Here is a 20,870-nt window from a genome sequence, read left to right as displayed (position 1 = left end):
CGCCGCAGCTTCCGCGGAGGGCTCGGCCCTCTTCTTCGTAACATTCTCCAGTGTCGTCATCTCGGCACCTCCTCGCCGAGCATTCACTCAGCGTCTCGGGCCAAAACACCGATTACGAAACAGTCCCCTGGCGTGTGCCGGCGGATGAGGGCCTTTGCGATGTGTCTGTGCGGGGTGTTTAGCGCCCCTGGTCGTGGGAGTGCTGCTCAGGCGTCGTTCGTCTTGTCGTCGAATGAGATTGAGGTAATCGTTCCGTCGTCGTTGCCGGCGGGTCGGTGACTCGGCCGGACGATGGAGGTCAGTTCGTAGTCGGCGATCAAGTTGTTGTCGCGGTAGGTGATCCAGCGCGTGAGCAGCCCTGTCTCGGCGTCCATCGTCAGCGTTCCGTGTTGGGTGCTGTCGTGTGTGTGCGCGAGGTGGATGAGGTAGCCGGTCGGCGTCGATTCTGCTCGGGCGATCTTGAAGTTGTCGCCTTGGCGACCCCAGATGGGGAGGTCGAGTGGGTAGCACAGCCGGATGGCGGGTGGAACGAGGCCGGTGGTGGGGGATTTCGCTTCGTGGACGGTTTCACCTGCGCGGTTGACGTGCGTGTAGAGACCGTTCTGGTTCGTTTCTGCTGTTCCGGTGTCGAGGTCGGTGATGGACCAGGACCGGTGGATGGTGTTGGTGGTGAAGTCGAACTCCGTGACGCCGCGGTCATCGGTGCGTCGTGATCGTGCGACGACGGTGCCGATGCGGTGGACGTCGAGGAGGTGGGCCAGAGCTTCGAGAGTGGTAGATAGTTCGTTTGTCATGATGTGTTTCCTCTCGAAGGCTCTGGCCCGTGCTCGCACCTACAGGTTAGGAGAAACTGCAACCGTCTTCGTCGCTTGCGGGGCAATCGAAGTCGGGTAGGCGCAGAGTTGTTGCTGCTATGAACGTATCTTCTGTCGCGATGTCGTAGACCTTGGTGGTGGTTTGCGTTGCATGGTAGGTATTGGCGCCTTGAGGAACGAAATATTGCTGTGTTGTTTCGTTTCCTCCCACCCATGCGGAGATGTCGAAACTGCCACTGGTGATGTACGGATCGGGTAGCCAGGTCGCCGATTCCCTGACATCCCAGGCGAGTTCGACGTCGACCCAGCGCGGTGATGTCGAAGTCTTCAACAAAAACACTGGATGCTGATGCAGGAGAGAGGTGTTCGGCTATTTAGCTCAACTCCGATGTCATCCGCTGGCGCGATGCGTCAGCGGATGACATTGGAGCGTGTGGGCGGGTCGTCAGTCGGGTTCTACAGGTCTTCGTTTTCGTTGCAAAGCACGCGGAAGGCTCGGTGGTGGTCTTCAGGGAAGACGAGGACCTTGCGGGCGATTCCGGGGCCGGAGAGTTCGGGACCGGAGATGGTGCTTCGGATACCGTGCTCTGAAAGTTGCTGTTGGACCAGGCCGACGGAGCTGTCGTTGTAGAGGGTGGCGGCTGCTACGAGAAGTCCGTAGTCGTTAGATGTGCGGCGGTCACTGCGGAATTGAGGCATGCTCTCGCTCCAGGGACGTGTGGTCATCGCTGTGAAAGGTGAAGTTCGGGTAGTCGGCATCGGACTCGTCCGCGAGGACGCGTCGGTAGTTGCCCAGGCCGGCGAAATAGAACAGTGCGCGGCTGGTTTTTCCTGGAATGTTGGCGCCGAATATCCAGGAATGAGCTTTCGGGAACAGTGATGCGTTGGCGATGTCGTCGCAGAGTTGCGCCCATGCCCGTACCGCGGTTTCGCTGACTTCGACGACGGCGGAGCCGCGGGTTTCGGCTTGGCGGATCAGTTCGGTGATCCATTCGACCTGGGTTTCGATTCCCGGCGGCAGGTTCGTGAAGACGCTGTTGGGGCCGTAGACCATGAACATGTTGGGGAATTGGTGTGTGGCGATACCCAGGTAGGCGGCGGTGGTCTCGTTCCACAGGTCACTGATCGGTGTCCCGTCGCGTCCGGTGAGGTGCATTTTCTTGTATCCGCCGTCGACGGCGTCGAAGCCGGTGGCGAGTACGAGCAGATCGATCTCGTGTTCGGTCCCGTCGGCGGTGACTACTGCGTTCTCGTTCAGCCTGGTGATCGGGTTGTCTTTGATGCTGACCAGAGAGACGTTCGACCGGTTGAAAGTTTCGTAGTAACCCTTGTTCGCGATGGGACGAGTGGCGTAATACCCTGAGGGCATGAGCTTTCGGGCTGTATCGGGATCGTCGACGATCGCGGCGATCTTGTCCCGAACGAAATCGGCTGCGGCCAGGTTCGCCGCGGGATCGAAGATGATGTCGTTGAAGGTCCCGAACATGAAGTGGAAGGCATTTCCTCGCTGCCAGCTTTCCTCGAACACACGGGTCCGTTCCGCTTCCGACACCGACGTCGCCGAGACCGTGCTCTCTTCGAATCCGCATCCGACGATCGAATTGCGGACTTGGTCCCAGATGGCGTCGTAGTTGCTGCGGCACCGGTCGAGGTATTCCTGATCGATCGGTCCGTTGCCGGAGGGGATGCTGTACTGCGCGGTGCGCTGGAACACCGTCAACTGCTGGGCGGTTTCCGCGGCGGTGCAGATGAATTGGGTGCCTGTCGAACCGGTGCCGATCACGCCGACTTTGCGGCCGGCGACCTCGAGCCCCTCCGGCCAACGACTGGTGTGCACTACCTGTCCCGAGAACTGTTCGATACCAGGTATTTCCGGTGTGTTGGGTTCGGAGAGCACCCCGAGGGCGGTGATCAGGTACTTGCTCCGATAAACCTTGGAGGAGTCGGTGCGCACTTCCCACCGTGCCAGGGAATCGTCCCACCGTACGGAGGTGACAGCAGTCTCGAGCTGGATGTCGCGGCGTAGGTCGTGGCGATCGACCACGGCATTGAGATACTCGAGGACTTCTGCTTGTTCTAGATAGCGGTTCGTCCACGACCATTGCTGAAGCATCTCTTTGTCGAAGGAATACCGGTAGACGAAACCTTCGCTGTCCGACTTCGCGCCGGGGTACCGATTCCAATGCCATGTGCCGCCGACACCGTCGGCTTTGTCGAAGCATCGCACTGCGAGTCCGAGTTCGTTGCGAAGTTTGTGCAGGGCGTAGATGCCGGCGAATCCGGCGCCGATGACGATCGCGTCCAGTGACGTGTCGGGTTCCATGTCAATCCTTTGTGTAGGACGAGTGTTTCAGGGCTGAAGTCGATCGACGGTCCACCCACGTGGGCTGCGTTCGTAGAGCAATCGGCGGTGTAGGCGCGATTGGTCTGCTGCCCAGAACTCCACGCGATGCGGCTGGAGTTGGTAGACGGCGAAACGGTGAGGGCGGGCGAGATCGGTGCGTAGGCCGAGGCTGTCGCTGCGTGCGAGCAGTACTTCGGGATCGCCGAGATGCAGGCTCTGATGCGAGGCCGTCGACATGGGTTTGAGGGGTTCGGCGCGCTCGTCCCACACCTTGTCGGCGATCGCAGCGTTGAGTTTGAGTACGGGACCGGAGACGATCAGTTGACGGGCGAGTTCGCGCCAGTAGAACAGGCCACTTGCCCACGAGTTCGTCTGCAATTCGCGTGCTTTCCTGCTCGTCGTATGCGTCGAGAAGGACAATCCGTTAGCGGAAATGTCGGTGACGGCGACCGTGCGTTGAGAACACCGGCCGGCGCTGTCCGTGGTGGCCAGGGACAACGCGAGCGGCTCACGGACCCCGGCGATTTCGGCTTGCTCGATCCATACCTGAAACAGGTCCAGTGGCGTGGGTGGTGGATCGGAATATTCCAGGAACGAACGAGCGGTTCCGGTGATGGTTTCGTATTGGCTACTCATCATCGGTGCCTCGATCGGATCCGAGGTACAAGGTTGCGTGAGCGATTGTGATCGCGTCGCCGCCGACCTGCACGGAGGTGAGATTGTGGGTGCGTGCATCGAGGCTCGCCCGAGCATGCATCACCGAGTGTCGTCCGAGTTCGACACCCTGGTGGATACGGAGGTCGTGGTCGTATTCGATCCGCCCGTGACGCGCGAGGTGGATGGCGATCGGGCCGGCGGCTGACCCGGTAGCGGCATCTTCGACCACTCCGTACGCGGGAGAGAACATTCGGTTTCGCCAGACTCCGTCGAGGTCTTCGGCGATGCAGTTGATCGCCATGTTCTCGAACTCGGACAATGCGCGGTGGTCGGGGCGTAGAGCGGAGAGCGCCTCGATGCTGTCGGCGGTGACGATCGTGTGACGTGGGCCGTTGTCGTAGGTCTCGATCGGAAGTGCGCTTGTGTCGAGCCCCAAGGCTGCCAACAGTGATCTCTGCTCGGCGTCAGGCATCGGCGACCACGTCGGCAGCGGTTGGTCCATCGTGACGCGGAAGTAGTCGTCGACGGCCTCAGCGGTCATCGGAATCAGACCCACCGCGGTTTCGAACGCGAGTTCCTTCGCACCTGTCTGCGCGGCAACCGCGGCAGCTGTACCGAGGATGGGGTGCCCAGCGAAGGGGAGTTCGTTGACGGGAGTGAAGATGCGAATCCGCGCAGTCGATTCTGCCGAGTCAGCCGACAAGACGAAGGTGACCTCGGAGAGGTTCAACTCTGCGGCGATTCGCTGCATCGTCTCCGCCGAGAGCGAGTCGGCGCCGAAGAACACGGCTACCGGATTACCGCTGAGGGGCGTACTGGCGAATGCGTCGACGACGCAGTATCGGAGGCTCCGCCGAGAACTCTCGGGTCGATGCTCGATGAGGGCATGCACCGAGAAGTCCTTGCGGTGCGCGCGTTCTCGTTCGAGGAGTTCGAGGGCCGGTCCTGCGGGGAGCGCTCCCGCGGGGCGATCGTCATCCCAGATCAGTATCGCGCCCCATTGTCCGGATCCTCGATCGTGGATCCAGTATTTGGCAGCCAGACCGGGTACCGAGCGCCACGAATCGACAGCTGCGGTGTCGGTCAGCTCATTGAGGTGGGTCACCGACGGGTCATCGTCTGACTGAAGGTCCCACATGATGTATTCGAGTTTCACGTCGAGAGCAGCCTTTCGGACATGTGAGCGAGGATGCGAGGCCCGTTCACGGTCAGGATCGACTCGGGATGGAACTGAACGGACGCGAAGTGAGGCCCTTCGAGGGCGTGGATTGCTCCGGTGGCCGTGTCCGCGGAAACAGTGACCGGGCCGACGCCCGCGACATCGATCCGCCCAGGAGCACTGCGTGCTTCGAAGGTGTTGTAGAAGCCGACGTTCTCGCTCTGCCCGAAGACGTCGACGCGCGCCTGTTTACCCTGGTTCGGCTCAGCTCTGCGGGTGAGGGGGAGACCGAGACGCGAGGCCAGGATTTGATGGCTCAAGCAAATCGCGAGGAACGGTCGCTGCGCCGAGAGCAGGTCGTCGATCTGTGCTCGCAGGTGCACGATTTTCTCGTCATCGATGTCTGTGGGATCACCGGGCCCCGGCCCGACGATGACCAGATCGTGGTCACTGGTGGTGTACATGTCGTCGAATCGCCGCACAGTGACCGTCAAGCCGAGCGAGCGCAACTGATGGTCGAGCATCGCAGTGAACGTGTCTTCGGCATCCACGACGAGCGCCTTACGCCCGTCCAGTACCCGGGAGCGGACATCGTGGGGGTAGTTCGGCGACCAGAATCCTGCGATCTGGTCATTGCGATGCGCCAAGGCGGTGGTGATCATCGGGTGCCGATTCCAGCGGGCATGGGGCTTGCTATGCCCGAATGCCGCCAGAACTGATTGCGCCTTGGCATGGGTCTCGTAGACTTCGGCCCCAGGATCGGAATGGCGAACCAACGTGGCCCCCACAGCAACTCGTACACGACCACAGTCAGGCTCGATCGCCGCTGTACGAATCAGGATCGCCGAATCGAGAGTCGGCGCCCCGCCACCGGATCGGGTGATCAATGCCGCCACACCGCTGTAATAACCGCGACCGGTCGTCTCGTAGCGTGCGATGACCTCGGTCGCGCTTTCTACCGGGCTTCCGGTCACGGTGGGCGCAAACATCGTTTACCGCAATATCTCTCGTGGGTCGCGGCGCGTCTGCCCCTCGATGAAATACTCGGTATGAGCGACCCACGCCATCTCCTTGAGCGCTGGTCCGTGGACTCGAGTGGTGCCGGGTTCACAGATACGACACATCATCTTCAGTTCTTCATCGACCACCATGTACAGCTCGTCGGTTTCCTTGCGGTCGTCGAGGAACTGTTGAACTCCGTCCAGAGTCGGCCCGCCGGGCGGATAGCGGTAGGTTCCGCTGATCGGGTTCATCACGGCGGTGCCGTTGTCGAGGACAACATGCTGTTCAGGTGATGCGCCGACGAGTACCAGACCCTCTGTGTGCACGAGAAAGGTCCAGTAGGCGCCGCGTTCGTTGTCGAGGAGCTCCCCGAACGCGGATAGAGGGACTGTCGAGTTGTAGGGCGTGCACTCGGCGGAGAATTCGCGTTTGATCACGAAGTTCGCACCGCGCCCGTTGCCGATCTCCTCGGACACGATCGCTGCGACTTTCCGTTCGTAGTCGGCGTCGGAGCTGTCGAAGTGCCCGTCGGTGAGGGCGAAGGAGCGGCGCGGGAGTTTGTCGAGCACGCTGGTCAGGGGGTAGTCCTGCTGTTCGTCGATGTAGATGGCGAGCAGCGGGGCACCATCATCGTGAGCCGGATAGCCGCGTTCGCGTATCTGACGATAGGGAAGAAGGACGAATACATCAGCGGTCGTGGATATTTCCTCGATCAGCTCGTGCTGACGTAGCTGCCCGGACAACGCTGTGACGGTGCGAGCACCGGTGGCAGGATCGGCGCGGCAGAGGAGGGCGTACACCGAGCGGTTGCCGGCCAGTATCTCGGTCAGGAGATCGGTCGAGAGCGGCGGACTCATCGCTCGGTCACCCACTTTGTGGCGACGACACGTGCACAGCAGCGTGAGGTGTATTCGAGCGTGTGGCGGTGGTCTGCAGCGGTGAAGTCGGCAACTGCGTCGCCGACAAGGAACACTTCGATGTCATGGGTGTACGCATCGAGGGCGGTGGCAAGAATGCCGACATGGGCGTACACCCCGCACAGGACAAGTTGCGTGCGACCGTTCTCGCGCATGCGGGCGAGCAGGTCGGATCGGTGGAAGGCGCTGTATCGCCACTTGACGAAGGGCCATGCATCGTCACCGAGTTCGAGCTCGGGGACAAGTGCTCGGTCCGCATCCGTGGTCTGCATCCCCGGGCCCCAGAAATCCCGCAACAGTCCGCGATCTGTGACGTTCATCCGGCCCGGCTGCGCGGTATAAGCCGTCGCCGCCCCTACCCGCTGCGCCCAAGAATGCAGATCGCGAACATTGCCCACGATCTCCGAACGCATCGCGTCGGGGAACGGCGACAGAAAGTAGCGTTGCATGTCATGGATGAGCAAAGTTGCCTGTCGTGGACGGATATCCCAGTCCACCAACGCTTCCGGCATCTCTCCTGGGCTGGGAAGCAGGTACGGTTCGACAGTGAGATCACGACTCATGACGTCGTCTCCGATCCTCGGTAATGTCGTGCGAGCATTTCGCCCCACGCCTCTACGACGGCAGCAGCCTGCTCCGGGTTCAGCCTCGGATCGCACAGCGAACTACTGGGCCGCGCGGAGGCGAGATCTGTACTCGACCAGACGCATTCGCTGACATCAGTCAGATGGGTCGTCTCCAGATGTAACCCGTGCACCCGGGTTCCGGTCTGGTCAGCGACACTGACGAAGCCCGCCATCTCGGCGATGACGTCGTCGACGACTCGGGTCTTGGTGCCATCGTCTGTGCTGAGCGTGTTGCCGTGCATCGGATCACAGATCCACAGCACACGGTGCCCAGCCGCCCGGACCGCATTCATCAGCGCCGGCAGACCAGTACGGATGTGTTGGGCCCCCATCCGTGTGATCAAGGCGAGTTTGCCGGGTTCGCGATACGGGTCGAGCCGAGAACACAGCGCTACAAGATCGTCTTCGGTGGCGGTGGGGCCGACTTTGCATGCCGAGGGGTTTGCGATGTGAGCGAGTGTGGCGACGTGGGGGCCGTCGACGTTGCGCGTCCGTTCGCCGATCCACGGCCAGTGTGTGGAGGTCAGATACGTGCGTTCATCGCTTCCCGGCCGCATCATGGGGTGTTCGTAATCGAGTAGCAACGCCTCGTGACTGGTCCATACCCGATCTTCCAAGGCTCGCCCGCGGTTGAAGCCGGCAATGGTGGCAGCGACTTGCCGAGAAGTCAGGTACCCCATCAGGATCCGGAGCGGATCCGGCGTCCGGCTGACCTCGTCACTGTCGGGCAGGTTCACCATGTGGCCCCGATAGGTGACCACTTCGCGATCACCGATGGTCTCCGTTGCCTTGGAGCGAGGTTTGGCGAACTGTCCGGCGATACGGCCGACCTGAACAACCGGAAGCCCGGTAGGGGTGGCCACGGCACCGGCGCTGGCGGTGAGCTGATCAAGCTTGCGATGGACGTGGTCGGGCGTGCAGTGCGCGGGGTCTTCCGCGCAATCGCCCATCTGGAGAATGCTCGCGTGTCCGGCCTCAACGGCGCGCAGGCGTCGCGCGAGTTGGTCGATTTCGACCGGACTCGCAATGACGGTGGTCGTCTCGAGCACGTTGCGAACGAGGTCGAGTTGGGGATGGTCATGCCACGGCGGCTGGTGAGAATTCACCATCGACGTCAATGCTGAGGGGATCACGAATCACTCCACTAGGTCGAATTGCTGGGGGCGGTCGTTGTCAGGTCGGAATTCCCTCGCGGATCACGTTCGGCACCGCAATGCCCAGGGCCCGGAACTGTTGGCAGGGATTCATGAATTCGCGCTGCTGGCTGATCTTTCCGTCCACGAAGCGGAAGAAATGGATGAAATGATTCTCGTAGCGGCCTTCGGGATAGCCGGTGAATCGGATGATGCCGGCGCCGTCGCACTCGACCCAGAAGCGATCGGGATCCTGTGTATCGAAGATCTCGATGTTGAACCATGACCAGTCCGGGAAGCACTCGAGCGACCACACGGCATGTTCAGCGAGTCGATCTCTTCCCTTGATCATGATCGGTTCGCCGGTCTCGGTAGTCCACAGGCCGCCCTCGCCGTCCTGGGTGAACAGTTCGTGTCTTCTCAACCGATCGAGGCCCCGTGTCTGCATATAACGAGCGACCACGCTCCGATTCCTTGAACGTGCCGCCTCTTGCTCGGGGCCGAAAACTTCGTACATCGCATGACCTCTCGGAATGTGCACATGCTGAAACTCGGAAAATTACTGAGTGGCAACTATTTCGATTCGCCGTGCGCACGATCCGAACGGGTGCGCCGTTGACTCGGTGGTAACTGACGCCCTAACGATGACAGTATGGCTCCGAGATCTGCAACGATATGACGCCTCACTGGAGATGCGCGCAAGCGTTGCATCAGATCTGTGCTCGCGAAAAGTGTGACGAATCAAGTGATTACGCGTCAGCGTGTCTGATGAATCACCAATGATGCTCGCGAGGACAGGTATTCGGCGCGGAAAGTTGTCTACGGCTCTCCCGAACCCTAGCCAACGCAGGAACGGAGGATTACCGTAATGGCATGACTGAGACAGTGATTCGTGAAGGCGACAAGGTCGCAACATTCATCAACATTCTGGAACTCAAGGACCCGGCGAAGCAGCAGGACTTGATCGATGTCCTCAACGAGGGCACCGAGAAGGTCATCAAGCACCAGCCCGGCTTCATCTCGGTGAATCTCTTCGCCAGCCGGGACGGTTCTCGTGTCGTCAACCTGGCCCAGTGGAGCAGCCCTGACGACATCAAGGCCGTGGCCACCAATCCCGACGCGCAGGTCTTCGCGAAGAAGGCGGCCGAGCTTGCCACCCCGGCACCAGGCCCCTATTCGGTCGCCTCGGTGACACAGGCCTGATCAAGACCAACATCCACCACAGAGCCCAGGCGGGAACCACCGGTTCCGCCTGGGCCTTCTCTTTGTCGGCACCCGAAAGGACTACAGCGATGGCCAGCAAAGACCTGACCACGACACGCCCCCCGATCAGTATCGCCGGGGCCGGGATCGGCGGATTGTCCGCCGCTCTGGCCCTGCACGAGCGAGGCCACGAGGCTGCGCTGTTCGAATCCGCACCCGAGATCGTTCCCCTGGGCGTCGGGATCAACGTCCAGCCCACCGCGATCGCCGAACTGTCCAGACTGGGCCTGGCCGATCAGCTCGCGAGGATCGGCGTTGCCACACAGGCTCATCGATACGTTGACCATCGCGGTCGGACCCTGTGGACCGAACCCCGAGGAATCGCAGCGGGCCACGACTATCCGCAGTACTCCGTGCACCGGGGTCACCTGCAGATGATGCTCCTCGACGCGGTAACCGAGCGACTCGGGCCAGGAGCCGTGCACTCCGACGCCCGGCTGTCCAACATCTCTGGCAGCGGCGAGACGGCGATACAACTGACCGTCGTGAACTCGGACGGCCGAAGCCGCATACTCGACACCGACGTCCTTGTCGGAGCTGACGGGCTGCACTCGACCGTCAGGCGCTGGCTTCATCCTGACGAGGCGCCGGTCAGCGTCGCGGGAACCACCATGTGGCGAGGATTGGCCGACCTGCCGTACATCTTTCTCGACGGCGTGACAATGATCATCGCCAACGACGGCACGGGCACTCGCCTGGTGGCGTATCCCTGCAGCGAACAAGCGAGCGTAGAGGGGAGGACCCTGCTCAACTGGGTCTGCTTGACTCCCTCCGACAGACGAAGCCCGAGCGAAGACGAGCGCACCGGACTCGTCAACGCACTCGCAGAATGGGATTTCGACTGGTTCGACCTGACAGAGTTGGCAGCCCGCTCTCCGCAGGTCTCCGTGTACCCGATGGTCGACCGGGATCCGTTGAGTCACTGGGGCTCCGGCCGGGTGACGCTACTCGGCGATGCGGCGCACCCGATGTACCCGATCGGGGCCAACGGAGCATCCCAGGCGATCATCGACGCCGGCGCACTGGCAGAGTGCTTCACACGGGCAACCGACCCGGTCTCGGCACTGCGATCCTACGAAGCGATGCGCATCATCCCGACAACAAGCATCGTTGAGGCAAATCGGGCGATGAACGAGTCCGAGAAGAAGACAGCCTCCCGCGCCGGCGATCCTGCGGCCGCCCCAGTCCGGCGCCTTCGTGAAATCACCACCGAATACAGGACTGTGGTCGACCGCTCCACCGCACGGTAAAACCGGCAAGAAGCACTCGACGTATGGCCAGCCGTGACCATGCCGAACTGCGGGGCGCCCCTGATTCCAGGAGCGCCCCGCAGTGTCGTTTGCGTGCGGTTAGTCGGCCGATCCGGTGATCTGGCGCTGACTGAGAGTGGCAAGAAGTTCGTGCTCGGACTCTTCCTCCGCGCGGTTCAGTGCTTGAACTTCGTCCTCAGGGTCCGGACCCAAAAGTGAACCGGGATAGGGTCTTCCCGCGGCGCCGAGCTTGTTCATCCGCTTGGGAACTGCCGCTCCCTGATAATCCAACGCCTCGCCGTCGCGTCCGAGCGGCTGATGCGTTTCCAGATAGGCCCCTGACGGCAAGCGTTTGATGATGCCTGTCTCGATGCCGTGTTCGAGGACCGCGCGGTCGCTGCGCTGCAGGCCGATGCAGAACCGGTAAGTCACGAAATACGCTATCGCTGGCAAGACGATCACACCGATTCGTCCCGCCCAGGTCATCGCGTTGAGCGATATGTGAAATTTCAGCGCGATGAGGTCGTTGACACAGGAAATCGTCAGCACGACATAGAAGGCAATCGCCATCGCCCCGATTGCCGTACGCACCGGAACGTCGCGGGGGCGTTGCAGAAGATTGTGATGGCTGTCCTCACCGCTCAAACGCTTTTCGATCCACGGATACGCAATCATCAGGACGAACACCGCACCCATTGCGAGTGCAACCCAGAATGCCGAGGGAATGGTGTACCGGTTGAACAGATAGATTTCCCAGGCCGGGATCAGGCGCGCTATACCGTCGGTCCACATCATGTAGAAGTCGGGCTGGGAGCCTGCAGAAACTTGCGCAGGGTTGTATGGGCCCAGAACCCAGATCGGATTGATCTGCAACAGGCCACCCATCACGGCGAGTATCCCGAAGACGAGGGCAAAGAAGGCGCCCGATTTCGCCGCGAACACCGGAAGGATTCGGACGCCGACGACATTGTTCTCGGTGCGTGCAGTCCCCGGGAATTGTGTGTGCTTCTGGTACCAGACAATCGCCAGGTGCGCTGCGACAAGAGCAAGGATCAAACCCGGAAAGATGAGCACGTGCATGACGTAGAGCCGCGGGATCAGCAACGTCCCCGGGAACTCACCACCGAAGATGGCCCAATGCAGCCATGTACCGACGACGGGTATGGCCATCGTGATTCCACCGAGCGGCGAGCGCAATCCGGTACCGGAGAGCAAATCATCCGGCAGAGAGTATCCGAAGAAGCCCTCGAACATCGCCAGAATGAGGAGTAAGGATCCGATCACCCAGTTGACTTCACGGGGTCGGCGAAACGCACCGGTGAAAAAGATGCGCGCCATATGCACGATCATCGACGCCGCGAACATCAGTGCGGCCCAGTGGTGAACCTGGCGGACAAACAACCCACCGCGCACTTCGAAGGAAATATCGAGTGAGGTTTCGTATGCACGCGACATCACCACCCCGTTGAGCGGTTGGTACGCCCCCTGATAGACGACCTCGGCCTGTGAGGGGTCGAAGAACAACGTCAAGAACACGCCTGTGATGAGCAACACCACGAAGCTGTAGAGGGCGATCTCGCCGAGCAAGAAGGACCAATGCGTGGGGAATACCTTGTTGATCTGACGGCGTAGTCCTGGTGCCAGGTGAAAGCGCGAATCGACCTCATCGGCCTGCCTGCTTGCGACCCTGCTGACGAGGGAACTCACAATCGCCTCCCGAAAATTGGAGCGAGATGAAAGCGCCGACTCTGAAACGAGACATGAGTCGGCACACTGGAATCCGAAATAGTCTTACACCTTGTAGTACTGCCCGAAACCGTGTCGTCGCATCACCAAAGAGGTTCGCGAAAAGATTGGCCAGAGTGTCGATTTCGGCTTCCTGTCGTTCGACATATATAGAGTGAGTTAACTCAACTGAATGCGAAATAGGGGAGCGGGCATGCCGGAATATCTACTGTTGGTTCACGAAGACGAAGAACAGATCGAACGATGCGAACGAGAAGATCCCGGAGCCCTCGAAGCGCGCTATCAGGCATTCCTCGCCGATCACGCCGATGTAGTGACCCAATCGCGGAGGCTGCACAGTTCCTCGTCCGCCACCAGTCTCCGCCGCGGCGATGGGGACGGCGTCACCATCATCGACGGGGTGTTCGCTGAAGCGAAGGAGGTGATAGGCGGATTCTTCGTCATCGAAGCGGACGACCTCGATGCCGCCCTGGTCATCGCCCGCGAATTGCCGGCGCCTTTCGGCGGGATCGAAGTACGTCCGATCCGCGGAATCTGACCGCGCGTGCAACAGATGGATCACGGCAACAGGGGGACCGAGCTGATGCACCAAGTTGGCGTTCACGCTGCAATCGCGGACGCGCACCGAACGGGATGGGCCTACGTTCTCGCCGCAGCGGCTCGAACAACCCTCGACCTCGATCTCGCCGAAGAATGCGCGCAGGAGGCCTACGCCTCGGCCCTGACCAACTGGGCCGAACATGGCGTACCCGAAAGTCCCGTCGCGTGGTTGACCACGGTGGCGCGAAGAAGGGCCATCGATTTCATCCGACGCCGCGACTTGCTCGACACCAAGCTTCCCCTGCTCATCGTCGGCGACGCATACAACCTCGACGACCAAGACATCCCCGACGACAGACTCAGGTTGATCTTCACCTGCTGTCACCCAGCACTACCCGTCTCCACACGCGTGGCTCTGACCTTGCGGCTGGTCTGCGGGCTCTCCACACCGGACGTTGCACGAGCCTTCCTCGTATCGGAATCGACGATGGCAGCACGCATCACCCGCGGCAAAAAGAAGATCGCTACCGCCGGAATCCCCTACCGCGAGCCAGCCGCAGAGGAACTCGCCAGCCGGGTCGACGCGGTTGTCGATGTGATCCACCTCGTCTTCACCACAGGCCACACCGCCCCCTCGGGATCGGAACTGCAACGACGAGATCTCGCTGAACGCGGGCTGCACCTTGCCCGGTTGCTGCACGAGCTGCTACCACACCAATCCGAGCCGACAGGGCTGCTCGCACTGGTCCTGCTGACCGATGCCCGCCGCGAAGCTCGATCCGACAGCGACGGCCAACTGTTGCGACTGAGTGAACAAGACCGCCAACTCTGGGACCACACAGCAATTCACGAGGGCCTCACTCTGGCCCGCCACACGATGAAACAGCGCCCCCCGAGCCGCTACGCACTGATGGCAGCCATTGCCGCAGTGCACGCCCAAGCCGGTAGATGGGACGAAACCGACTGGATCCGGATCGTGGACCTCTACAACCAGATGGTGACCATCTGGCCCTCACCAGTCGTCGCGCTCAACCGTGCCATCGCCATCGGTGAAGCCTTCGGTCCCAAAGCAGGCCTCGCGGCATTGGATCCTCTCGGTACCGACCACCAACTTTCCGGCTACCACTACCTGCCCGCAGCCCGAGCTGACATGCACCGCAGACTCGGCAACATCAAAGAAGCTCTCTGCGCCCTCGACGAAGCCCTGATCTTGGTCGAAAACGATGTCGAGCGTCGCTTCCTCGAACAGCAACGAAAAATTCTTTCGGAAACTGTCGATTCGGGACGTTCGGTATCCGACAACTAGATAGGAGGACAGATCCAACACCGGAGGGGACCTGAATGTCGGTAACGAACAAGCGCTTAGAACCTGCACGCGGGCACAACCACCAGCGCATCGTCGAAGACATCGCCCTTGCCTACGCCAGCGCGGACAAGCGAACCAAAGGTGTGCTTCTCGACGAACTGTGCGCCCGCACCGGATGGCACCGAAGCCACGCTCGCCGCGTCCTGAAATGGACCACCACCCCCAGAGCTGTCGACCCGCAACCTCGATCACGGCTGAAGTACAGCCCAGAGACAGTGGAATTACTTACCTGGTGCTGGAAGCTTCTCGACATGCCGACCGGAAAGCGGCTCGTCCCAGCGCTTCCCACGCTCGTCGACGCACTCATCCGTCACGGCCACCTCACCTCGGGGACGGTAACTATAGAACAGTTGTTGAGCATGTCGTCGGCGACTGTGGACAGAACCCTAGCCGCAGAGCGTGCACGCAGTACCCACCCGAACCTATGCCCGGCACATGCACTCGTAGCCGCTGACGCCCCGATCCGCCGTCTCGTCTCTCAGCCCTCAGCAGCGCCAGGACACATCGAAGCCACGATCCACCACCACGGAGACAGATCCCCGATCGTCACCCTCACCAGCACGGCTACCGCCACACGATGGACGACGTACCGTTCCTTCGACTACCGCAAAGACGATGCACTGGGCGCGGCACTGACCTCGATCGGACACGACCTTCCCTTCGCAATCGAAGCGTTGACAGCGACAACATCCGATGAACAACTCGCCGCATGGATAGAGCACTGGTGCGTAGAACAGAACGTCGACTTCTACTTACGCTTGGGTACACCCCACACCCCGAAAACCCCTCAAGCCCAAGACATTCCTGCACCCACCGAACACTGCACCAGCGACGCGGCCATGGACCTCCTCAACGAGATCTGGCGCGCGCGTGCAGGATTGATCAACAACTTCTACTGCCGACAATTCGATGCTCGAGGAACCGTCACCACGGCCACACCGTGGCAGATGGTCCACGCCCACCCACTCATTGCCGACGAAGACAAAGCAATCTTCCGCGATGAACACAACAGCGCTGATCCGGTCCAACTGAACAGTTGCCTGACCGCTCTGACCGCGCGCTACGTCAAATTGCACCAAGCCGAGGAGATGTGCTCGCCGATCAAAGCAACGGACAGGTCTTCGCGCCTCCAGCGACCCGCTGGCGCGGACACCGGAGCGCAACTGACCCAGCTACGGCCGAACTCCACACTGACGCCTACGGCGCTGACTAGCCGAAGTCGCTGGAGTTGCTTCTCAGGCCAAGACGGTCACATCGCTTGAAAGGCTGCCGTTGATCGACGGCGGGAAGTCCTCAACAGTGGCGCTCGAAGCAATGAAATATATTCCAACACAACATTACTCAACGTACGACACTGACAATGGAGTGGCATCGCTCATGCAAGAAGTGGCAGTCAATCACTATGCGGACTGGTCGCACTGGAACTGGCTGGGATGGACCGCCCTACTGGGTTTAACCGGCGTGCTGTTCGTCGGAGTCGTCGCCGCGATTTTCGTTGCGATCGACATCGATCGCACACCGTACCGAGACAACGAGTTGGGCTGCTACCTCAGCGCGGCCCTCTTCTCCGCCGCCGCATTCCTCGGATTCACAGGTACCCTGACATATTTCGTACGCCACCTACCTGGAGCCGGTGGGTCCCTACTCGTCTGCCTGGCATCGAGTGGCGCTGCCGTCCTCGGTCAGTACCTCGTTCACCGTTCATTCGCGGACCTCGTCACGGGTGAAACGCCGAGCGAATGGATCTGGAGAGGTTCCTCGATTGCAGCCATCGCAAGCGGTGTAACGGCATTCGGATACGACGGCCTCAACCGGATCGCCTCATGGATCCCCTCATCTGTTTCATTCGTTGTCGCTCTCATAGTGGCAGGGCTACTGGCGGCGTGTGCCCACGCGATAGGAGAGCGCTCCACTGCCGGATGAAGTCCATGTGGACGCTTCACGGGAGGCTCGAGTAGGGCGCCGCACGCGGGCGATACCGGGAACGACCTCTCAGTGATTGGTACGGGTTAGCCAGTTATCTTGGCTGCAACCTGATCAAGAACCGTGAGTGCCTGCGGCGCACGATCGACCGCGTTTGGCGAAACAGTAGATTGAGCTGATGACGGAGGGTTCAGAGAGTGCCGAAGCTATGACACAAGACAATGAGGTCGAGCGGGTTCTCCTGCGTGCCGTGGTCCTCGATACGAACGCTATTCACTCGGGCCACTTCGCTGCCGGCGCGGTGAGAGGTTTGGCGGAGCGTCTACAAGACCACCGCGTCGAGTTGTGGGTTCCTCAGCAGGTGGTTTGGGAGTGGTCGAGCCATGCCATGGAGACGGTGACGGCGGTGAAGCCGCTTCTGAAGAAGCTGAGTAAGTCCGAGATGCCCGGCGCACCGGCAAAGTTCGAACTACCGACGTCCTCCACCGACATTGTGGATCTGTTCACAACACAGCTGGACGCGATGTCCAATGTGGTGGTGGTTCCTACGGATGGCACTTCCGCGATTGCCGCTGTTCGCGATCAGGTGCTGGGTACGGGGGCAGGTGCGAAGAGGGCGGGCGTGCGAACAGGATGCGTGGATTCGGCCCTGACCCGAGACGCGGTCGCCTTCGCCGGCTCGGGTAGCGCCAGCGACCTGGTGTTCTTTAGTGCGAACAAAGAGGATATCGAAGCGACTCTCGACCATATGGGCCTCGGCGACGTGGGCAGGCGCATCGTCGCTAGTGAGAAAGAGCTTTTTGCTGACGTTTTGGCGGTGTTTCAACCAGCCAGTGCCGACGTTCGTAGGATCATTCAGCGACACATTCTTGAGGAAGAACGGTCGCTACGTTCCGAGCAGGATGTCGCGTTCGAATCGTGGGTCACAGATCTCGTCTCGGGCATCGACATTAGTTCCATTGCCGTAGAACCGGATCGCCACGGCCGTTCGCACGGTATGGACGACATCACAAGTATCGATCCGCACCCGTATTCGAATCTCGTCGCGATCTCTGATGTCGAGGTGGACGGAGTCGTGCATGACACGGGCACCTTGTACGTTTCGTTCGTGCTCACCCTGGAGTCCACCCTGACGATGACGGGGTACTCGATCGACAATGACGGGTCGATTGAGATGGATGACGATTCCTTTCCTGCGATCTTGACGGTGCCCTGCGTTGCCCTCGTTCGTGCAGGTGAGGTTGCAGACCTCCGACAGGCGGGGCGGGCGGTTGCGAGTGAGCCAGCGACGGAGTTCTTTGATGCCGACGACGCGTTCTGGTGGTTCATTGACCTGGTGGCATCTTTGACCGATACGAGGGTGGATGGCGACATAGTGGGTGGCCCTGTGCCGGACAGTCTCAAGCTGGTCGATGGATCGGGAGCTGTGAAGGAGACCGTGAGCATCGAGAAGGCCCCATTTTACGATGGCGATGGAAGCATCGAGTGGGAGGCGAGCTTCGAAACGAGTGGCGCGTCTATACGGTGTGTGCACGATTTGTCCGCACGTGTGTGGGCCGGGGCAGATTCATTTGACGTTTATCCACCGTATTCACTTGTTCGAGCCCCCTACTACGTGGCTTCATCGATCTGGCGGAAGCTGAATTCTGAAGAGGGTTGACGCAAGAACCGAACAGGGCGCACTCTTTTCAAGCGCGACTCATCGATGGTGAGCAGTGCGGTGCTTCGCGGCGGCGCTCTGGTTCTGGTAAAAGGTAGCCGAGCATCTCGACTGCTCGGGATCTGCGAAAGCGATCGCATCCGCGTTCAATGCAGACCAGAACCGAGTGGTGCGTACGCTGCATGTATGACTGTTCTCCTTCCCGCTTCGGGTGATGTCCGCGCGGCGGATGTGAATCGTCCTCGTTCGTTTGTGCGTGAGGCTGACATGCTCGAACCACTCCTCGCCGGCATTCCTTCAGTGATGCGGGGCGGCATTGGTGAGCCGTTCTTCGAGGTACAGACGCAGCGCGGGGTCGTTGATCTCCTTTACGCACGAGTCAACAAGCCGATAGTTCGTTGGCGATCAGGACTGCAGTTGCCGGCTCTGACAGAGGTCTCGGCGGTAGCTGTGATGCTGGCTTTGACTGAGCTGGGGGCGGTCGAAGGCGAGGACCAGCCGGCGCAAGTTTCCGATATTGCACCCCGCTCGTCGGTTAGTTCTGGACATCTGCGGCGCTCCGTCTTGCCGAAGCTCGTCGAGTCGGGATGGATTCGAGCGGACGGGAGATCTTGGATTGCTTGTCACGCGTATCAGACGCCTGTCAGCACTATGACCGCGGTCGAGATCAAACGAAGTGACTGGCGTCGGGCATTGTCGCAGGCGATCGCGCACCGCGAGTTTGCGGATACGTACGTGGCGCTCGATCGAGGCAGACTCGCCCGTCCTGCTTCTGCAGCACAGGCTTTCGAGTACACCGGTGTCGGGTTGTTCACTGTCGACGCCGATAGTGCGCTTTCCACGCATGTGGAGCGGATCATTCCTGCCCGACGAATCCGGCGGCATGTGCTACCGCGAGCGGTTGTTGCCGAACGAGTCGTGTCGCTGATCGAAGCCGGACGTCGGTCAGGTGACATACCACCGGTGTTCGGCCGGGATTTGACTACGACGTCTGGCACTGATCCCCGATTTCAGTAGGTATCGGGGATCGCCGCTATGTCCTCATCTCAGCAGGTCTGCCCAGAGTGCAAGGTGTTTGGGATCGTTTGTGCCGCTTAGAGGTACGCTTGCACGGCTTGAGGTTACGAAGCTTCTGGCGTTGCGGACCACGCTGCGGGCTGCCACTCGTCTGCCACGGCTGTGCCTCGAGATATCGGCGGTCAGGTCGGCGACGCGCCGCAAGTAGTGAGCGCCGGCCAAATCTTTCTCCCATCGCCCAGCGGGATGACGCCGCTGGGTACGGCAGAATCGACAGCGGCAACTTCCGGGGCCGAGTGCGTCAAGGAGTTTTGCGGTGTCGTCGTCGATGACGTGCAGGATCGATGTGGAGAATGTTCGCCGAGTCGCTGCCGGGCGAGGTCCTGTGCGCTTAATTCTGATAACGCGAGTATCGGCGAATGCACGCTCACCCGAACCGATTCCGGTGGAGAAGCCGTGAGCGCCTAGCGCAAGGGCTGCCCATCCGGTCATTCCGGAGTTAGGAAGGATGAGGACCTTGTCGTTCTCTTCGAATACGTTCGCTACTTCGGCATATCCGTCCAGGATCGCCTCGTCGACGAGTTGTCCGTACGCCTGGCCGAGAAGCGGCCAGCGAACGCGTAGATAGAAGACTTCGTCGTCCATGTCGATCACTTCGTCTAGTAATCGATTTCGTAGGGACGGCGTTGTGAGCCAGTTCGCGGGAATTGTCATATTGACGGCCAGATGCTCTGCGGGGCTGAGGGCGGTGTGCGCCCAAACGGCATGCTGCCGCATGACTGCCAGACTTGCGTCCGGTGTGGCCGGATCTGCCCACAGGCCTGGGGTGAGCAGCACGGTAGCGCCGGCTTGCCGTTGTGCATCTAGGACTTCTTCGACCCACGCCTGAGTGTGGCCTCCAACCTGCGGATCGGTGAAATAGTTCCAGTAACTCGCGGTAGAGGGGCCGACAAAGGGCTTCTCGCGTTGCGCGGTCAAAGTTGGACCAAACGAGTCGTTTCGCGCGAAAGCCTCGGGATCAGCAATCCTAAGTGGAGCTTCGGACATACCGTCGAGGAAGGTCCGCAGGGCCGGCGGGCGCATGCGGGGCATGGGGGCAACTACTCCTAGATGTAAAGCGCCCGCGTGTCTTTGGGCGATGTCAGCGAGAACTCTCGGAAGGATTCCCGCGTATTGGTGGCTCTTGTGAATTAAGAAGAGAGGGACGCCGGGTGTGAGAGCAGCGCTGACAGGATCCTCGAGCTCATCGGGCTCGTCGTCGAGTTCGGGAGCGGTATCGTCGGACGTGCTGGCGCCCGCAAGGTCTTCGTCGAGTGCGCTTGCGTCTAGTGCGGCGTGGGATAAATAATTAGACAGTTGGATTTGCGATACTTGCTTGTATGCGAGTTGCGCCTTTGGTTTTACGGGACGGGGATCTCGATCGTGTGACGGCATTGATGCGGTCCAGATCGG

20 protein-coding genes and 1 pseudogene are annotated in these 20,870 nt (G+C 60.7%); 8 read left to right on the top strand and 13 right to left on the bottom strand.

From position 1 onward, the window contains the following. Positions 1-206 precede the first annotated feature (206 nt). From G8767_RS33030 to G8767_RS32985, 11 genes and pseudogenes are all read right to left on the bottom strand, one after another. Positions 207-794: a hypothetical protein gene (locus G8767_RS33030; RefSeq protein ID WP_047269917.1), complete on the bottom strand. Its 588-nt coding sequence runs from the start codon at positions 792-794 to the stop codon at positions 207-209. 46 nt (positions 795-840) lie between these two features. After that, entirely contained in the window at positions 841-1,146 is a 306-nt protein-coding gene (locus G8767_RS33025) for a hypothetical protein (protein WP_141695879.1), read from the bottom strand. A 125-nt stretch (positions 1,147-1,271) separates the two neighbouring features. Continuing rightward, positions 1,272-1,514 carry a hypothetical protein gene (locus tag G8767_RS33020; protein ID WP_047269919.1) on the bottom strand — a complete coding sequence of 81 codons (243 nt, stop codon included), beginning with the start codon at positions 1,512-1,514 and terminating at the stop codon, positions 1,272-1,274. Continuing rightward, positions 1,495-3,138 (bottom strand): NAD(P)/FAD-dependent oxidoreductase, encoded by a 1,644-nt coding sequence (locus G8767_RS33015; RefSeq protein WP_058228527.1) that lies wholly within the window; start codon positions 3,136-3,138, stop codon positions 1,495-1,497. Before G8767_RS33015 ends, G8767_RS33020 begins: the two co-directional genes overlap by 20 nt. A gap of 27 nt (positions 3,139-3,165) precedes the next feature. After that, complete coding sequence (locus G8767_RS33010) at positions 3,166-3,795, bottom strand: pyridoxal 5'-phosphate synthase (RefSeq protein WP_052959871.1); 630 nt, start codon at positions 3,793-3,795, stop codon at positions 3,166-3,168. Next, entirely contained in the window at positions 3,788-4,972 is a 1,185-nt protein-coding gene (locus tag G8767_RS33005; protein ID WP_284702786.1) for a PhzF family phenazine biosynthesis protein, read from the bottom strand. Before G8767_RS33005 ends, G8767_RS33010 begins: the two co-directional genes overlap by 8 nt. Continuing rightward, complete coding sequence (locus tag G8767_RS36085; RefSeq protein WP_277346942.1) at positions 4,969-5,637, bottom strand: aminodeoxychorismate/anthranilate synthase component II; 669 nt, start codon at positions 5,635-5,637, stop codon at positions 4,969-4,971. Before G8767_RS36085 ends, G8767_RS33005 begins: the two co-directional genes overlap by 4 nt. Before the next feature lie 75 nt (positions 5,638-5,712). After that, a pseudogene (locus tag G8767_RS36080) lies at positions 5,713-6,834 on the bottom strand (chorismate-binding protein); the annotation flags it as partial. Then, the gene (locus G8767_RS32995; RefSeq protein WP_047269923.1) at positions 6,831-7,457 is read right to left on the bottom strand and encodes an isochorismatase family protein; all 627 of its coding nucleotides are present in this window, start codon (positions 7,455-7,457) and stop codon (positions 6,831-6,833) included. The pseudogene G8767_RS36080 and the gene G8767_RS32995, both read right to left, overlap by 4 nt. After that, a complete protein-coding gene (locus tag G8767_RS32990; protein ID WP_230691648.1) occupies positions 7,454-8,653 on the bottom strand; it encodes a 3-deoxy-7-phosphoheptulonate synthase in 1,200 nt (399 codons plus the stop codon). The genes G8767_RS32995 and G8767_RS32990 overlap by 4 nt, the downstream gene beginning before the upstream one ends. A gap of 40 nt (positions 8,654-8,693) precedes the next feature. Beyond that, positions 8,694-9,170, bottom strand: coding sequence for a PhzA/PhzB family protein (locus tag G8767_RS32985; RefSeq protein WP_047269924.1), 477 nt, complete (start codon positions 9,168-9,170; stop codon positions 8,694-8,696). A gap of 356 nt (positions 9,171-9,526) precedes the next feature. Here G8767_RS32985 and G8767_RS32980 point away from each other — a divergent pair, with 356 nt between their 5' ends. Both G8767_RS32980 and G8767_RS32975 read left to right on the top strand, forming a co-directional pair. Beyond that, positions 9,527-9,856 carry an antibiotic biosynthesis monooxygenase gene (locus G8767_RS32980; RefSeq protein ID WP_021334645.1) on the top strand — a complete coding sequence of 110 codons (330 nt, stop codon included), beginning with the start codon at positions 9,527-9,529 and terminating at the stop codon, positions 9,854-9,856. An 89-nt stretch (positions 9,857-9,945) separates the two neighbouring features. Beyond that, the gene (locus tag G8767_RS32975) at positions 9,946-11,166 is read left to right on the top strand and encodes an FAD-dependent monooxygenase (RefSeq protein WP_047269925.1); all 1,221 of its coding nucleotides are present in this window, start codon (positions 9,946-9,948) and stop codon (positions 11,164-11,166) included. A 99-nt stretch (positions 11,167-11,265) separates the two neighbouring features. Here the strand turns inward: G8767_RS32975 and G8767_RS32970 are convergent, their stop codons facing one another. After that, positions 11,266-12,876, bottom strand: a complete 1,611-nt coding sequence (locus G8767_RS32970; protein ID WP_047269926.1) for a cytochrome bc complex cytochrome b subunit — start codon at positions 12,874-12,876, stop codon at positions 11,266-11,268. A gap of 229 nt (positions 12,877-13,105) precedes the next feature. Between G8767_RS32970 and G8767_RS32965 the strand changes: the two genes are divergently transcribed. The 6 genes from G8767_RS32965 to G8767_RS32940 all read left to right on the top strand — a co-directional run bounded on the left by G8767_RS32965 (position 13,106) and on the right by G8767_RS32940 (position 19,418). After that, complete coding sequence (locus G8767_RS32965) at positions 13,106-13,450, top strand: YciI family protein (RefSeq protein ID WP_021334696.1); 345 nt, start codon at positions 13,106-13,108, stop codon at positions 13,448-13,450. Positions 13,451-13,495: 45 nt separating this feature from the next. Continuing rightward, a complete protein-coding gene (locus tag G8767_RS32960) occupies positions 13,496-14,758 on the top strand; it encodes a sigma-70 family RNA polymerase sigma factor (RefSeq protein WP_047269935.1) in 1,263 nt (420 codons plus the stop codon). A gap of 35 nt (positions 14,759-14,793) precedes the next feature. Further along, a complete protein-coding gene (locus G8767_RS32955; RefSeq protein ID WP_052959873.1) occupies positions 14,794-16,080 on the top strand; it encodes a hypothetical protein in 1,287 nt (428 codons plus the stop codon). Positions 16,081-16,195: 115 nt separating this feature from the next. Continuing rightward, positions 16,196-16,741, top strand: coding sequence for a hypothetical protein (locus G8767_RS32950; RefSeq protein ID WP_058228528.1), 546 nt, complete (start codon positions 16,196-16,198; stop codon positions 16,739-16,741). A 178-nt stretch (positions 16,742-16,919) separates the two neighbouring features. Next, entirely contained in the window at positions 16,920-18,401 is a 1,482-nt protein-coding gene (locus tag G8767_RS32945) for a hypothetical protein (RefSeq protein WP_047269928.1), read from the top strand. A 186-nt stretch (positions 18,402-18,587) separates the two neighbouring features. Continuing rightward, positions 18,588-19,418 carry a hypothetical protein gene (locus tag G8767_RS32940; RefSeq protein WP_058228529.1) on the top strand — a complete coding sequence of 277 codons (831 nt, stop codon included), beginning with the start codon at positions 18,588-18,590 and terminating at the stop codon, positions 19,416-19,418. Positions 19,419-19,442: 24 nt separating this feature from the next. Here G8767_RS32940 and G8767_RS32935 read toward each other — a convergent pair whose 3' ends face one another. Continuing rightward, positions 19,443-20,510, bottom strand: coding sequence for a hypothetical protein (locus G8767_RS32935; RefSeq protein ID WP_166814002.1), 1,068 nt, complete (start codon positions 20,508-20,510; stop codon positions 19,443-19,445). Positions 20,511-20,870 lie beyond the last annotated feature (360 nt).

The sequence above is a fragment of the Rhodococcus sp. IC4_135 genome, assembly GCF_011602025.1.
GTDB lineage: Bacteria > Actinomycetota > Actinomycetes > Mycobacteriales > Mycobacteriaceae > Rhodococcus_F > Rhodococcus_F baikonurensis.
The sequence above is the reverse complement of the archived record's forward strand: the minus strand, read 5'-3'. Positions and strand labels throughout refer to the sequence as shown.